Source organism: Lentzea sp. NPDC055074, assembly GCF_053608005.1.
The window spans coordinates 51,427-65,072 of the sequence record NZ_JBSGUQ010000012.1 but is presented as its reverse complement, the minus strand read 5'-3'; the positions used below and the strand labels follow the sequence as shown (position 1 = coordinate 65,072).

12 protein-coding genes are annotated in these 13,646 nt (G+C 69.1%); 9 read left to right on the top strand and 3 right to left on the bottom strand.

Going from position 1 to position 13,646, the window contains the following annotated elements; all coding sequences use genetic code 11:
• The first annotated feature begins 11 nt into the window (after nucleotides 1–11).
• The 6 genes from atpA (at nucleotide 12) to ACWF7A_RS25775 (ending at nucleotide 9,077) form a co-directional block, all read left to right on the top strand.
• Nucleotides 12–1,658, top strand: a complete 1,647-nt coding sequence (gene atpA, locus ACWF7A_RS25800) for a F0F1 ATP synthase subunit alpha (protein WP_452253064.1) — start codon at nucleotides 12–14, stop codon at nucleotides 1,656–1,658.
• Nucleotides 1,659–1,666: 8 nt separating this feature from the next.
• Nucleotides 1,667–2,581 carry a F0F1 ATP synthase subunit gamma gene (locus ACWF7A_RS25795; protein WP_452253063.1) on the top strand — a complete coding sequence of 305 codons (915 nt, stop codon included), beginning with the start codon at nucleotides 1,667–1,669 and terminating at the stop codon, nucleotides 2,579–2,581.
• Nucleotides 2,574–4,010 (top strand): F0F1 ATP synthase subunit beta, encoded by a 1,437-nt coding sequence (atpD, locus tag ACWF7A_RS25790; protein WP_452253062.1) that lies wholly within the window; start codon nucleotides 2,574–2,576, stop codon nucleotides 4,008–4,010. The genes ACWF7A_RS25795 and atpD overlap by 8 nt, the downstream gene beginning before the upstream one ends.
• Nucleotides 4,011–4,665: 655 nt before the next feature.
• Nucleotides 4,666–5,832 carry an MFS transporter gene (locus ACWF7A_RS25785; RefSeq protein WP_452253061.1) on the top strand — a complete coding sequence of 389 codons (1,167 nt, stop codon included), beginning with the start codon at nucleotides 4,666–4,668 and terminating at the stop codon, nucleotides 5,830–5,832.
• Nucleotides 5,833–5,847: 15 nt separating this feature from the next.
• The gene (locus ACWF7A_RS25780) at nucleotides 5,848–7,353 is read left to right on the top strand and encodes an ABC transporter transmembrane domain-containing protein (protein ID WP_452253060.1); all 1,506 of its coding nucleotides are present in this window, start codon (nucleotides 5,848–5,850) and stop codon (nucleotides 7,351–7,353) included.
• Nucleotides 7,350–9,077, top strand: coding sequence for an ABC transporter ATP-binding protein (locus ACWF7A_RS25775; protein WP_452253059.1), 1,728 nt, complete (start codon nucleotides 7,350–7,352; stop codon nucleotides 9,075–9,077). Before ACWF7A_RS25780 ends, ACWF7A_RS25775 begins: the two co-directional genes overlap by 4 nt.
• Here ACWF7A_RS25775 and ACWF7A_RS25770 read toward each other — a convergent pair.
• Together ACWF7A_RS25770 and ACWF7A_RS25765 are read right to left on the bottom strand one after the other, a co-directional pair.
• The gene (locus ACWF7A_RS25770; protein WP_452253058.1) at nucleotides 9,074–10,312 is read right to left on the bottom strand and encodes a hypothetical protein; all 1,239 of its coding nucleotides are present in this window, start codon (nucleotides 10,310–10,312) and stop codon (nucleotides 9,074–9,076) included. The genes ACWF7A_RS25775 and ACWF7A_RS25770 overlap by 4 nt on opposite strands.
• Nucleotides 10,303–10,791: a SigE family RNA polymerase sigma factor gene (locus ACWF7A_RS25765; RefSeq protein WP_452253057.1), complete on the bottom strand. Its 489-nt coding sequence runs from the start codon at nucleotides 10,789–10,791 to the stop codon at nucleotides 10,303–10,305. The genes ACWF7A_RS25770 and ACWF7A_RS25765 overlap by 10 nt, the downstream gene beginning before the upstream one ends.
• A 106-nt stretch (nucleotides 10,792–10,897) precedes the next feature.
• Between ACWF7A_RS25765 and ACWF7A_RS25760 the strand changes: the two genes are divergently transcribed.
• Complete coding sequence (locus ACWF7A_RS25760; protein ID WP_204763922.1) at nucleotides 10,898–11,263, top strand: F0F1 ATP synthase subunit epsilon; 366 nt, start codon at nucleotides 10,898–10,900, stop codon at nucleotides 11,261–11,263.
• Between the two features lie 22 nt (nucleotides 11,264–11,285).
• Entirely contained in the window at nucleotides 11,286–11,717 is a 432-nt protein-coding gene (locus ACWF7A_RS25755) for a DUF2550 domain-containing protein (protein WP_452253056.1), read from the top strand.
• Nucleotides 11,718–11,769: 52 nt separating this feature from the next.
• Here the strand turns inward: ACWF7A_RS25755 and ACWF7A_RS25750 are convergent, their stop codons facing one another.
• Complete coding sequence (locus tag ACWF7A_RS25750; RefSeq protein ID WP_452253055.1) at nucleotides 11,770–12,342, bottom strand: cob(I)yrinic acid a,c-diamide adenosyltransferase; 573 nt, start codon at nucleotides 12,340–12,342, stop codon at nucleotides 11,770–11,772.
• Nucleotides 12,343–12,377: 35 nt separating this feature from the next.
• Here ACWF7A_RS25750 and murA point away from each other — a divergent pair, with 35 nt between their 5' ends.
• Nucleotides 12,378–13,646, top strand: a complete 1,269-nt coding sequence (gene murA / locus ACWF7A_RS25745) for a UDP-N-acetylglucosamine 1-carboxyvinyltransferase (protein WP_452253054.1) — start codon at nucleotides 12,378–12,380, stop codon at nucleotides 13,644–13,646.

The window sequence follows — 13,646 nt, the reverse complement described above, 5'->3', positions numbered from 1 at the left end:
GCAGGAACGACATGGCGGAGCTGACGATCTCGTCGGACGAGATCCGCAGTGCGATCGAGAAGTACGTCTCGAGCTACTCCCCGGAGGTCAGCCGGGAAGAGGTCGGTACCGTCTCCGAGACCTACGACGGCATCGCCATCGTCGAGGGCCTTCCGGGCACGATGACCAACGAGCTGCTCGAGTTCCCCGGTGGCGTCCTCGGCGTCGCCCTGAACCTCGAGGTCCGCAACATCGGTGCGGTCATCCTCGGTGACTACGACAAGATCGAAGAGGGCCAGGAAGTCCGCCGGACGGGCAAGGTCCTCTCCGTGCCGGTCGGCGACGGCTTCCTCGGTCGCGTCGTCAACCCGCTCGGCGAGCCGATCGACGGCCTCGGCGACATCGTCGCGGACGACACCCGCGCCCTGGAGCTGCAGGCCGCCTCCGTGCTGCAGCGCCAGCCGGTGTCGGAGCCGATGCAGACCGGCATCAAGGCCATCGACGCGATGACCCCGATCGGCCGCGGCCAGCGCCAGCTGATCATCGGCGACCGCAAGACCGGCAAGACCGCGGTCTGCATCGACACGATCATCAACCAGAAGAAGGCCTGGGAGTCGGGCGACCCCAAGCAGCAGGTCCGCTGCGTGTACGTCGCCATCGGCCAGAAGGGCTCCACCATCGCGGGCGTCAAGACCGCGCTGGAGGAGGCGGGCGCGCTCGAGTACACGACGATCGTCGCCTCCCCCGCTTCTGACTCCGCCGGCTTCAAGTGGCTCGCGCCGTACACCGGTTCGTCCATCGGCCAGCACTGGATGTACCAGGGCAAGCACGTCCTGATCATCTTCGACGACCTGACCAAGCAGGCCGAGGCGTACCGCGCGATCTCGCTGCTGCTGCGTCGCCCGCCGGGCCGCGAGGCCTACCCCGGCGACGTCTTCTACTTGCACTCGCGTCTCCTCGAGCGTTGCGCGAAGCTGTCGGACGAGATGGGCGGCGGCTCGATGACGGGTCTCCCGATCATCGAGACCAAGGCGAACGACGTGTCGGCGTACATCCCGACCAACGTCATCTCGATCACCGACGGTCAGTGCTTCCTCGAGTCCGACCTGTTCAACGCCGGTGTCCGCCCGGCCGTCAACGTGGGTATCTCGGTCTCCCGCGTCGGTGGTGCCGCGCAGATCAAGGCGATGAAGTCGGTCGCGGGCTCGCTGCGTCTCGACCTGTCGCAGTTCCGCGAGCTGGAGGCCTTCTCCGCGTTCGCGTCCGACCTCGACGCCGCGTCGCGCGCCCAGCTGGACCGCGGTGCCCGTCTGGTCGAGCTGCTCAAGCAGGGCCAGTACTCCCCGGTCCCCGTCGAGGAGCAGGTCGTCGAGATCTACGCCGCGACCAAGGGCCACCTGGACGACGTGCCCGTCGCGGACATCCGCCGCTTCGTAGCGGACTTCAAGGACTCGCTGCGCCGCAACCACTCCGACCTGCTGGCCTCGATCGTCGAGACCAAGCAGTTCGGTGACGACGCCCAGCGTCGCGTGGCCGACGCCGTGACCGAGTTCAAGAAGCAGTTCACCGCAACGGATGGCTCGACCATCGTCAACGAGGCCCCCGAGAAGGCGCTCGACGCCGACAAGGTCGGCCAGGAATCGGTGAAGGTCAACAAGCCCGAGCCGACCAAGAAGTGATCTGAGCCATGGGCGCACAGATTCGGGAGCTCCGCCAACGGATCCGAACGGTCAACTCGACCAAGAAGATCACGAAGGCCTACGAGCTCATCGCGACGTCTCGCCTCGCGAAGGCGCAGACCAGGGTCGCGGCCTCCCGGCCGTACGCGGAAGAGATCACTAACGTGCTCTCCGCGTTGGCCGAGGCCTCGGCGAACCTCGACCACCCGCTGCTGACGGAGCGCACGAACCCGAAGCGCGCCGCGGTGCTGGTGATCACGAGCGACAAGGGCATGTGCGGCGGTTACAACGCCAACGTGCTCAAGGCCGCCGAGCAGCTGCTGCAGCTGCTCCGGTCCGAGGGCAAGGAGCCGGTGCTGTACGTGACCGGCCGCAAGGGCCAGGGCTACTACCAGTTCCGCCGCCGCGAGGTCACGGGCGCGTGGAGCGGGTTCTCGCAGACCCCGCACTACGTGAACGCGGTCGAAGCCGGTGACGCGGTGGTGGAGGCGTTCCTGGAGGGCACGGAGAACGGCGCGCAGGGCGTGGACGAGATCCACGTCGTGTACACCGAGTTCAAGTCCATGCTGGTCCAGACGCCGGCCGCCAGGCGGATCGCGCCGATGGACGTCGAGTACACCGGCGAGACCCCCAAGGGTCCGCGTGCGGTGTACGACTTCGAGCCCAGTGCGGAGACGCTGCTGGGCGCGATGTTGCCCAAGTACGTCAAGACTCGCCTGTTCTCCGCCATGCTCGAGGCGGCGGCTTCGGAGTCGGCTGCCCGTCGTACGGCCATGAAGGCCGCGACGGACAACGCGACGGAGCTGGTCCGGAACCTCAGCCGGGCGGCGAACTCGGCCCGTCAGGCCCAGATCACCCAGGAGATCAGCGAGATCGTCGGTGGCGCTGCCGCGCTTACCGGTGGCGCAGGAAGTGATGAGTGACATGAGTGCTACTGCCACCACCACCCGCACCGGCCGTGTGGTCCGGGTGATCGGTGCGGTCGTCGACGTGGAGTTCCCGCGCGACGCCGTGCCCGAGCTGTTCAACGCCCTGAACGTGGAGATCACGTTCGAGGCCGTCGCCAAGACGCTGACCCTCGAGGTCGCGCAGCACCTCGGCGACAACCTCGTCCGCACCATCTCGATGCAGCCGACCGACGGTCTGGTCCGCGGCGCGCCCGTGACCGACACCGGCAAGGCCATCTCGGTGCCCGTCGGTGACGTCGTCAAGGGCCACGTGTTCAACGCCCTCGGTGACTGCCTCGACGTGCCCGGCCTCGGCCGCGACGGCGAGCAGTGGGGCATCCACCGCAAGGCTCCGTCGTTCGACCAGCTCGAGGGCAAGACCGAAATCCTCGAGACCGGCGTCAAGGTCATCGACCTGCTCACCCCGTACGTCAAGGGTGGCAAGATCGGCCTGTTCGGCGGTGCGGGTGTCGGCAAGACCGTGCTCATCCAGGAGATGATCACGCGTATTGCCCGCGAGTTCTCCGGTACCTCCGTGTTCGCCGGCGTCGGCGAGCGCACCCGTGAGGGCACCGACCTCCACCTCGAGATGGAAGAGATGGGTGTTCTCCCGGACACCGCTCTCGTCTTCGGTCAGATGGACGAGCCGCCCGGCACGCGTATGCGCGTCGCGCTGTCCGCTCTCACGATGGCGGAGTACTTCCGCGACGTGCAGAACCAGGACGTGCTGCTCTTCATCGACAACATCTTCCGCTTCACCCAGGCCGGTTCCGAGGTGTCGACCCTGCTGGGCCGCATGCCTTCCGCCGTGGGTTACCAGCCCACGCTGGCCGACGAGATGGGTGAGCTCCAGGAGCGCATCACCTCGACGCGCGGTAGGTCGATCACGTCGCTGCAGGCCATCTACGTGCCCGCTGACGACTACACCGACCCCGCCCCGGCGACCACCTTCGCCCACCTGGACGCGACGACGGAGCTTTCCCGTCCGATCTCCCAGAAGGGCATCTACCCGGCCGTCGACCCGCTGTCGTCGTCGTCTCGAATCCTCGAGCCGTCGATCGTCGGCGAGGAGCACTACCGGGTCGCGCAGGAGGTGAAGAGGATCCTGCAGAAGTACAAGGAGCTGCAGGACATCATCGCCATCCTCGGTATGGACGAGCTCTCCGAGGAGGACAAGGTCCTCGTCGGTCGCGCGCGTCGTCTCGAGCGCTTCCTCGGCCAGAACTTCTTCGTCGCGGAGAAGTTCACCGGTCAGAAGGGGTCGTTCGTTCCGATCAAGGAGACGGTCGAGGCTTTCGACCGGGTCTGCAAGGGCGAGTTCGACCACTTCCCGGAGCAGGCGTTCTTCTCCTGCGGCGGGTTGGACGACGTCGAGGCCAACGCCAAGAAGCTTGCTGGTAACTGAGCTTCTGTTTGAACTCTTGGGCCGTCTCTCCATTGTGGAGGGGCGGCCCTTTGGGTTTGTTTGGGGGGCTGTGGGGCTGTCGCGTGGTGCTGTTGCGTGCGGACTGTTCCTGTTCCAGCGGAGGGGGCGCCTTGCTTTGATGGCGAGTCGCCTTGCGTGGGTGGTCCGTCAGGCAGTGACGAATCAAGGGCTGCGATTGGGGCTTGACCTCGAGCCTCTGGCGGGATGCTTGACGGCCGGAAAAGGCCGGGCTGAAAAGCGCCCGGCCGTGCCCGAGAGGGTGGCATCCCGCCCCTCGAGGTAAAGCCCCAATCGCCAGTCGAGGGGCTTACCGCTTTACATGCAGGCAGCAGGTTCGGACGGCTCGCTCCGCATCGCCACTGCTCGGGCTGACCTTGCCCTTTGGCTCGTGCGGGCTCGCTTCGCATCGCCACTGTTGGCTGGCCTGGCCCTTTGCTCGTTCTGGCTCGCTTCGCATTGCGGCTGTTGGGCTGACCTGGCTCTTTTGCTCATTCGGGCTTGCTTGCGTCGCTGTGTGTGGGTGTTGGTGCGTCATCGGATTTCCGTTCAGTGGAAACCGGGCTCCCGCTTGTCGGGCTCTCGTCGCACCATTCACGGCAGCTCAAGCCAGGTGTCGGGGGCGAGGAGAGTGCTCGTGAACAAGTGGGTGTTGCCGCTCTGCTGGACTGCGGTTCTGCTGGACGGCTTTGACCTCGTGGTGCTCGGCACGGTGATTCCTGTGCTGTTGCAGGAAAAGCTGCTCACCACCGCGTCGGCCAGTGCTGTGTCGACGGCCGGGTTGGTCGGGATGATGCTCGGGGCGTTGGTCATCGGGACCATCACTGACGTCGTTGGGCGTCGCAAGGTGATGATTTTCGCGGTGGCCGGGTTCTCCGTGTTCACATTGGCCTGTGCGTTCGCGCCTGACGCCACGACCTTTGGTGTGCTTCGGTTCCTTGCCGGGCTTGGGCTTGGTGGGTGTCTGCCCACCGCCATCGCTTTGGTCAACGAGGCTCGGCCTCAGCAGGGTGGGCGGGCCACCACGCTCATCATGACTGGGTACCACGTCGGTGCTGTCATCACGGCGTTGCTGGGGATCGTGCTCATCCCCCAGCTGGGGTGGCGGTCTCTGTTCGTGGTGGGGGCGTTGCCCGCGTTGGTGTTGATTCCCTTGATGGTCAAGCACTTGCCGGAGACCGTGGTGCGGCGGGCTCCCGCGTTGGAGGCTGTCGGGTCGTTGTTCCGGCCTGGGCTTCGGCGGGCGACTGTGGCGTTCTGGGTCGCCTCGTTCATGGGGCTGTTGCTCGTGTACGGGTTGAACACCTGGTTGCCGCAGATCATGCGCAGTGCCGGGTATGAGTTGGGGACTGCGTTGGCGTTGTTGTTGACGCTCAACATTGGTGCTGTGGTCGGGCTTTTGATCGCCGGCGCTGTTGCCGACCGGGTTGGGGTCCGGCCTGCTGCCATCGGGTGGTTTGCTGCTGCTGTGGTGTTTCTGGCCCTGTTGAGCATCAAGTTGCCCGGGGTCGGGGTTTACGTCGCCGTGTTTTTGGCCGGGTGCTTCGTGTTCAGCGCCCAGGTGCTCGTTTATGCCTATGCGGGGCGGGTTTACGAGGAGAACCGGGCCACGGGCATCGGGTGGGCCGCTGGGGTTGGGCGGTTGGGTGCCATCAGTGGGCCGTTACTCGGCGGTGCGTTGCTCACGGCTGGGTTGGCGCATCCGTGGGGCTTCTACGCGTTTGCGTTCGTGGCTGCGTTGGGCGCAACGGCCGTTGGTGCGATTGGGCTGAAGGCGAAATCGGTCGTGGGGTCGGCCGGGTGATGGCAAGGTCGTCGTATGGCGCGACACGTTCCTCACGACGACCCCGGAACGCCTGACGTTCGTTCCCCCTGGCGGTACCTGTGGTGGCTCGTGCGCGTGCAGCGGTGGCGGGTGCTCGCCGGGGCGTGGTGGGGCTCGCTGTCGATGTGCTTGCTCGTCCTGCCGCCGTACGTGATCTCGCGAGCCGTCGAGGACGGGCTCCGGGGTGGTGACCGGGGCGCGTTGCTCGGGTGGTGCGGTGCTCTGCTCGCGGTGGCCGTCGGGATGGCGTTGGTGTTCATCGCGCGGCATCGCACGATGACGTTGGTGCGGACCGATGCTGCGTTGCGCACGGCTCAGGTCGTCGTCCGGCACGTCACCCGGCTGGGCGGGGTGGTGCGGCGGAAGCTGTCCACGGGGGAGCTGACGTACCTGCAGAACGGGGACACTGCGCGGATCGCGCACGCGTTGACCAGTACCGGGCCCGGGGTGGGGGCCGTGGTCGCGTACGTGGCCACGGCGGTGTTGCTGGTGCGGATCTCGCCCTTGGTCGCCGTCGTGGTGTTGCTCGGGGTGCCGGTGCTCGCGGTGGTGACCGGGCCGGTGCTGCGGCGGTTGCACGCTGTGGAGGCCGACTACCGGCAGCGGCAGGGGGAGCTGAGCTCGCGGGCCGGGGACATCGTGGGCGGGCTGCGGGTGCTGTCCGGGATCGGTGGGAAGCCGGCGTTCGAGACGCGGTTCCGGGCCCTGTCCCGGGAGGTCACCGCGGACGGTTACCGGGTGTCGGCGTGGCTGAGCTGGGTGCAGGCGCTGACGTGGGGGCTGCCCGCGGTGTTCCTCGCCGTGGTCACGTGGATCGTCGCGCGGATGGTGGTGAGCGGTGCCATCACGATCGAGGAGACGGTCGCGGTCTACCTGTACGTCACGACGCTGACGGTGCCGGTCGGCTTCTTCATGGAGGGGGCGGACGCGATCCCGCGGGCGCTGGTGTCGGCGCGGCGGGTCGTCGACGTCCTCCGGCTGCGGCCCGACGAGGAGGACGCCGGGGCCGAGCCGCTGGACGTGAAGGCCGGGGCGTTGACGGTGGTCGTCTCGGCGAACGCGACGCTGGCCAGGGAGGCCGTCGACCGGTTGCCCGGGGTGGTGGCGGACAACGACGACTACCTGTTCGCGGGGCCGGTGCGCGAGGCGGTGTCGGTGGGCGTGCACGGCGACGCCGAACTCGACGAGGCGTTGTACGCGGCGGCCGCGGTGGACGTCGTGGAGGCCATGCCGGACGGGCTCGACTCGCACCTGGAGTCGCAGGGGCGCAACGTGTCCGGCGGTCAGCGCCAACGGCTGCGGCTCGTGCGGGCGTTGCTGAGCGAACCGGACCTGCTCGTGCTGGTCGAGCCGACGTCCGCGCTCGACGCGGTGACCGAGGCGGCGGTGGCGAAGAGGGTGCGGGAGAGACGGTCGGGACGGACCACCGTCGTGGTGTCGGCGTCGCCGTTGTGGGCGGGGCAGGCGGATCAGGTCGTGCACCTGGAGGAGACCCGATGACGAGGTTGCCGATCGCGGGTCGCCGTGAGGTGCGGCAGGCGGCCGGGCGGCTGCTCCGCGGCGAACGTCCCGCGCTGGCTGGAGTGCTCGTGCTCACCGCGCTCTCGGCGTCGTCGGGGCTCGTCGGGCCCTACCTGCTCGGCAGGATCATCGGCGGGGTGGAGGACGGCTCGCTGACGCTGTCCACTGTGGACGCGTTGGCGCTCGGGGTGCTCGGCGCGGCCGTCGCGCACCTGTTGCTGGTGCGGTACAGCGCCTTGCTGACGGCGAGGCTCGGCGAACGGTTCCTGGCCTCGTTGCGCGAGGAGGCGGTGACGCGCACGCTGGCGTTGCCCGCGCGCGTGGTCGACAGGCTGGGCACCGGAGACCTGTTGACGCGGGTGACGAGCGACGTCGGCACGGTCGGACTGGCCTTGCGGGACGGCGTGCCCGAGGTGCTCGCGGGCGTCGTGCACCTCCTGGTCGTGTTCGTCGCGGTGTTCTGGCTGGACCCGGTGCTCGGCCTCGTCTCGCTGGCCGGCGTGCCGTTCGTGGTGTGGGTGGTGCGCTGGTACCTGTCCCGCGCGCGGGAGGCGTACCTCGCGGAGAGCGAGGCCACCGGCGACGTGGCGGAGATGTCCGCGGCGGTCGGCGAGGGCAGCCGGACGATCGAGACGTACGGCCTGAGGGATCGGATGGTCGCGGCGGTGGACGCCACCATCGCCCGGTCGTACCGGACGCGGCTGCGGACGCTCGCGCTGAGGAACGTGCTGTTCCCGGTGACCACGTTCGTGAACGTGCTGCCGGCCGTGCTGGTGCTGCTCGTCGGCGGCTTCTTCTACGTGTCCGACGGCGTGCGGATCGAGGTCGTCGTCACGGCCGTGCTCTGGGTCTGGCGGCTGGTCGAGCCGATGGACCGCATCCTGTTCTGGGTCGAGTTCCTGCAGCGCGGCGGTGCGTCGTTCGCGCGGATCGAGGGCATCGGGGCTCACGGCGAACCCCCGCCCGTCGTCGGGGAGCCGGACGGCGACCGCATCGAGGTGAGCGGCGTCCGCTACTCCTATGTGGACGGCCATGAGGTGCTGCACGGCGTCGATCTCGTGGTGCAGCAGGGAGAACGGCTGGCGATCGTCGGCGTCTCCGGCGCGGGCAAGTCGACGCTGGGCCGGCTGATCGCGGGCGTCGACCGGCCGGGGGAGGGATCCGTCCTGGTCGGCGGTGTGCCCGTCGCGGACCTCGCGGCCGCGGGAGAGCAGCGGATCGTGCTGGTGACGCAGGAACACCACGTGTTCATCGGCACGGTCAGGGAGAACCTCGCGCTGGCGGCCCCGGACGTGCCGGACGAACGGCTGCTCGAAGCGCTGCGCACCGTGGACGCGCAGTGGTTCGAGGAACTGCCCGAAGGCCTCGACACGCAGCTCGGCGCGGGCGGGTTGGAGCTGGATCCCGCACAGGCGCAGCAGTTGGCGCTCGCCCGCGTCGAGGTCGCCGATCCGCACACGCTCGTGCTGGACGAGGCCACGTCGTCGCTCGACCCGGCCACGGCCCGCCACGCGGAACGCGCGATCGCGGCCGTGCGGGAGAAGCGCACGGTGATCGCGATCGCGCACCGGTTGCAGACCGCGCGTGACGCCGACCGGATCGCGGTCGTCGACGCGGGGCGGATCGTGGAGCTGGGTTCGCACGACGACCTGGTCGCCCGAGACGGCGCCTACGCGACGCTCTGGCGTTCCTGGCACGGCTAGCGCAGCGGGATCACCCTGGGCACGCCCTTCTGGCGCACGGTGACCTCCGTGGTGCCCATCGGGGCCAGCCAGGCGTGGTCGCGTTCCTGGGGGCCGACGGTGGCGCCGACGTCGGCGACGATCGTGCCCAGGTCGTCCGGCATCCGCAGCACCGCGGGCTCGCCCTTGGTCGCCTTGCCGCCGACGACGGGGGTGCTGAACGTGCCGTCCGGCTTGTAGAGCGCGCCGAACAACTGTCCGTACGACTCGAACATCAGGGCGTACCGGCCGTCGAGCAGCCACGCGCAGACGCTCCAGTCCGCGGTCCCGTCCCAGGTGGTGACGTAGTCGAGCGCGGCGCGCTTCTGGAGTTCGTGCCGCACCGACTGCATCGTCATGCTCTGCCAGCGCTTCCGCTGCTCCGGCGTCTGCTCCGGGAAGTCCGTGGCGCAGAAGCTCCCCTCCCAGCCCAGGCCGGGGTGGGGCTCGAACGGGCGGTCCGGTTCGAGGTCACCGCTGATGATCGCGGGCTGGGTGAAGTCGTCGGGCGCGGGAACGGAGTCGCCGCGCACGAACACGGGCCGGTTCTCGGCCGGGGCGACGGTGAAGACCACGCCGTCCCCGTCCTGGGGCGCGGCGGCCCAGGTGCGGGTCAGGCGGTTGTTCGGACCGCGCTGCGGGCTCTGCGACCAGGACACCGTCTTGCCGAGGGTGAGCACCACGTACTGGTCGCCGAGGGGACCGAAGCGGTAGAGCCCGGCCTCGCGGTCCCTGGCCTCCGCGAGCACGACCTCGCGGTCGACCACCTTGCCGTCGGCGACCAGACCGACGAGCGTCGCGGGGTGCTCCGAGGTGCGGACCCGCACCTGCTGCGCGACCAGTGCCGCAGGGCCCGTGGGCGTCTGCCCGGTCCAGAAGACGTTCGGCTTCGACGAGACCTCGGTCACGGGCTCGTCCCGCTTCCACGGCTGGTCCTCCTGCGCCTCGGTCCACAGGTGCAGCGCGGTCGCGAGGAACTCGGCGTCGCCGGCGAGCGGGCCGGCCGTCGCCGCCGTCAGCCGCGGGTCCGGCGGCTCGTCCGGCGTCCTGGTCAGCACCACCCCCGTCGTCACCCCCGCGAGCAGCGCCACCGCCGCGGTCACCGCCACGAGCCTGCGCGTGTGCATCCGTCGTCCCCCCGCCATCACGTCCCCCACGAACCCCGGCCGCACGTCGAGCTCCGCCGTCGCGGCCTCCATCGCCTGCTTCAGTTCCACGTCAGCACCTGCTCACCCATCAGTTCACGCATGCGGGCGAGGCCGCGCGAGGTCTGGCTCTTCACCGTGCCGATGCCGCAGCCGAGCGCCCGTGCCGTCTCGGCCTCGCTGAGGTCGTCGAAGAACCGCAGCACCAGAACGGCGCGCATCTTCTTCGGCAGCTGCGCCAGCGCGCGCACCACGCTGTCCGCGTCCACGACCTGTTGTTCGTGCCCGTGTGCTGTCGGGACCGCGCCCAGTTCGAGCGGCGCCTCCGGCTTGCGGGACCGCCTACGCCAGCGGTTGGCGGCCGCGTTGGCGAGCCCCGCGCGGGCGTACGCCTCCGGTGAGGACCTGATCCGGCGCCACTTGCCGTACATGCTCATGAGGACGTCCTGCAGAATGTCCTCAGCGGCGCCCCTGTCGCCGCCGCACAGCAGATATGCCGTGCGCAGCAAGGCCTGCGAACGCAACGCCACGAAGTCCTCGAAGTCCTGCATGTCCCCCCTTCGGCGGTCGTCGAAGGTACTGACACCGGGCGGGGCGGCAAGGTTGTCAGGCGACCGTTTAGACTCAGATCGACTCCAGACGACGAGGGAGATACGCGTGGCCGAGATGACCGTTGAACTGGTCGCCGTTGAACGCCGTTTGTGGTCCGGTAAGGCCACCTCTGTTTCGGCGCAGACCACCGAGGGCGAGATCGGCATCCTGCCCGGTCACGAGCCCGTGCTCGGCCAGCTGGTCGAGGGTGGCGTGGTGCGCGTGCGCACGACCGACGGTGGCCTGGTCACCGCCGCCGTGCACGGTGGCTTCCTCTCCGTGACCGGCACCGGCGTGTCGATTCTCGCCGAGGACGCCGAGCTCGCGGGCGAGATCGACGTGGACGCGGCGCGTTCGGCGCTGCAGGACGCGGACGACGCAGAGCGCGCACGTGCGGCAGCGCGCGTGCGGGCCGTGGAACAGTCGGCCTGAGACCGGGCACGAGGCCGCAGCCGTGGGGATCACCGAGATTGCCGGCCTGATCCTTCTTGGGGTGGCGATCGTCATCGCCTACTTCGCCTGGCGCCGGATCCGGTTGCTGCGCGAGGGCGGGGTGCACGTCGCACTGCGGAGCGTCTTCGACGACCGCGGTCGTGGATGGCACCTGGGCGTGGGGCACTACCGGGGAGACTCGTTCGCCTGGTTCCGGGTGTTGTCGCTCGGGTCGGGGCCGAACGAGCTGATCACGCGCGACGGGCTGGAGATCGACGCACGTCGCGAGCCCACCGGGCCGGAGGCCTACGCCATGCCGGTGGGGGCGACGGTGCTGCGGTGCCGGTCCGCCAACGGTGAGGTCGAGATCGCGATGGGGCCGGACGCGCTGACCGGTTTCCTGTCCTGGCTCGAGTCCTCGCCTCCGGGGCGTTCGATTCCCTGGGCTTCCTGAGCACAGACGTGAAGGGCGCGTTCCCCGCAGGGAACGCGCCCTTCGTCGTGTCTCAGGCGTTCTCGCCCGGCTGCCAGAGGACGTCGCCGTCCGGGTTCGCCACCCTCGCCAGGATGAACAGCAGGTCCGAGAGCCGGTTCAGGTACTTGGCCGTGAGGACGTTCGTGTGCTCCGCGTCGTCCTCGATCAACGACCACGCGCGGCGCTCCGCCCGGCGGGCGATGGTGCGCGCCTGGTGCAGCAGGGCCGCTCCGGGGGTGCCGCCGTTCAGGATGAACGAGTCGAGCTTGCCCAGCCGTTCGTTGAACGTGTCGCAGTAGCCCTCCAGACGGTCCACGTACGCCTGGGTCACGCGCAACGGCGGGTACTTGGGGTCCGGCACGATCGGCGTGCAGAGGTCCGCTCCGACGTCGAAGAGGTCGTTCTGGACTTTGCGCACCACGTCGAAGACGTCCGGGGCGAGCTGGCCGAGGGCCAGGGCCACGCCCAGGGACGCGTTCGTTTCGTCGACGTCCGCGTAGGCCTCGATGCGTGGTGAGGTCTTCGGGACGCGGGAGAAGTCGCCCAGGCCGGTCGTGCCGTCGTCGCCGACCCGCGTGTAGATCTTGGTGAGATGTACCGCCATGTCCGGCACTCTATGGGCGTACGTAGGATTGCCGCGTGAGCGAGCATTTCCGGGTACACGGTGGCGCAAGGCTGGTCGGCGAGGTCGATGTCGTCGGCGCCAAGAACAGCGTGCTCAAGCTGATGGCCGCGGCCCTCCTGGCTGAGGGCACGACGACCATCACGAACTGCCCGGACATCCTCGACGTGCCGCTGATGGCGGACGCGTTGCGCAGTCTCGGCTGCGAGGTCGAGCTCGAGGGTGACGTGGCGAGGATCACGACGCCCGCCGAGCTGAGCCACCGGGCCGACTCCGAGGCGATGGGCAAGCTGCGCGCGAGCATCTGCGTGCTCGGACCGCTCGTCGGGCGCTGCAAGCGTGCCGTCGTGGCGCTGCCCGGCGGTGACGCGATCGGCTCGCGGCCGCTCGACATGCACCAGAGCGGGCTCGAGAAGCTCGGCGCGACCACGTGGATCGAGCACGGCTGCATCGTCGCCGAGGCCGAAGGGCTGCACGGCACGCAGATCTGGCTCGACTTCCCGAGCATGGGTGCCACCGAGAACATCCTGATGGCGGCCGTGCTGGCCACCGGCACGACGGTCATCGACAACGCCGCGCGCGAGCCCGAGATCGTCGACCTCTGCCTGATGCTCAACCAGATGGGCGCGAAGGTCGAGGGCGCCGGCACGTCCACGTTGACGGTGCACGGCGTCACCGAGCTCAAGCCGACCGAGCACCGCGTGATCGGTGACCGGATCGTGGGCGCCACCTGGGGCTTCGCCGCCGCCATGACGCGCGGCGACGTGCGGGTTCGCGGCGTGAACCCGCACCACCTCGACCTCGTGCTCGAGAAGCTGCGCATGGCCGGCGCCGAGGTCACCGTCTACGAGGGCGGCGAGGACGAGGGCTTCCGCGTGGTCATGGAGGGCCGGCCCAAGGCCGTCGACTTCGTGACGCTGCCGTACCCCGGCTTCGCCACGGACAACCAGCCGTTCGCGATCGCGCTGTCCACGGTCTCCGAGGGCACCGCGATGATCACCGAGAACCTGTTCGAGTCCCGGTTCCGGTTCATCGACGAGATGATCCGGCTCGGGGCCGACGCGCGCACGGACGGCCACCACGCCGTGATCCGCGGCATCGAGAAGCTGTCGAGCGCGCCCGTGTGGGCGTCGGACATCCGTGCCGGTGCCGGGCTCGTTCTCGCTGGTCTGTGCGCTGACGGGGCCACCGAGGTCTACGAGATCTTCCACATCGAGCGCGGCTACCCCGGGTTCGTGGAGAACCTGCGCAAGCTCGGCGCGGACGTCGAGCGCGTCAGCATCTGA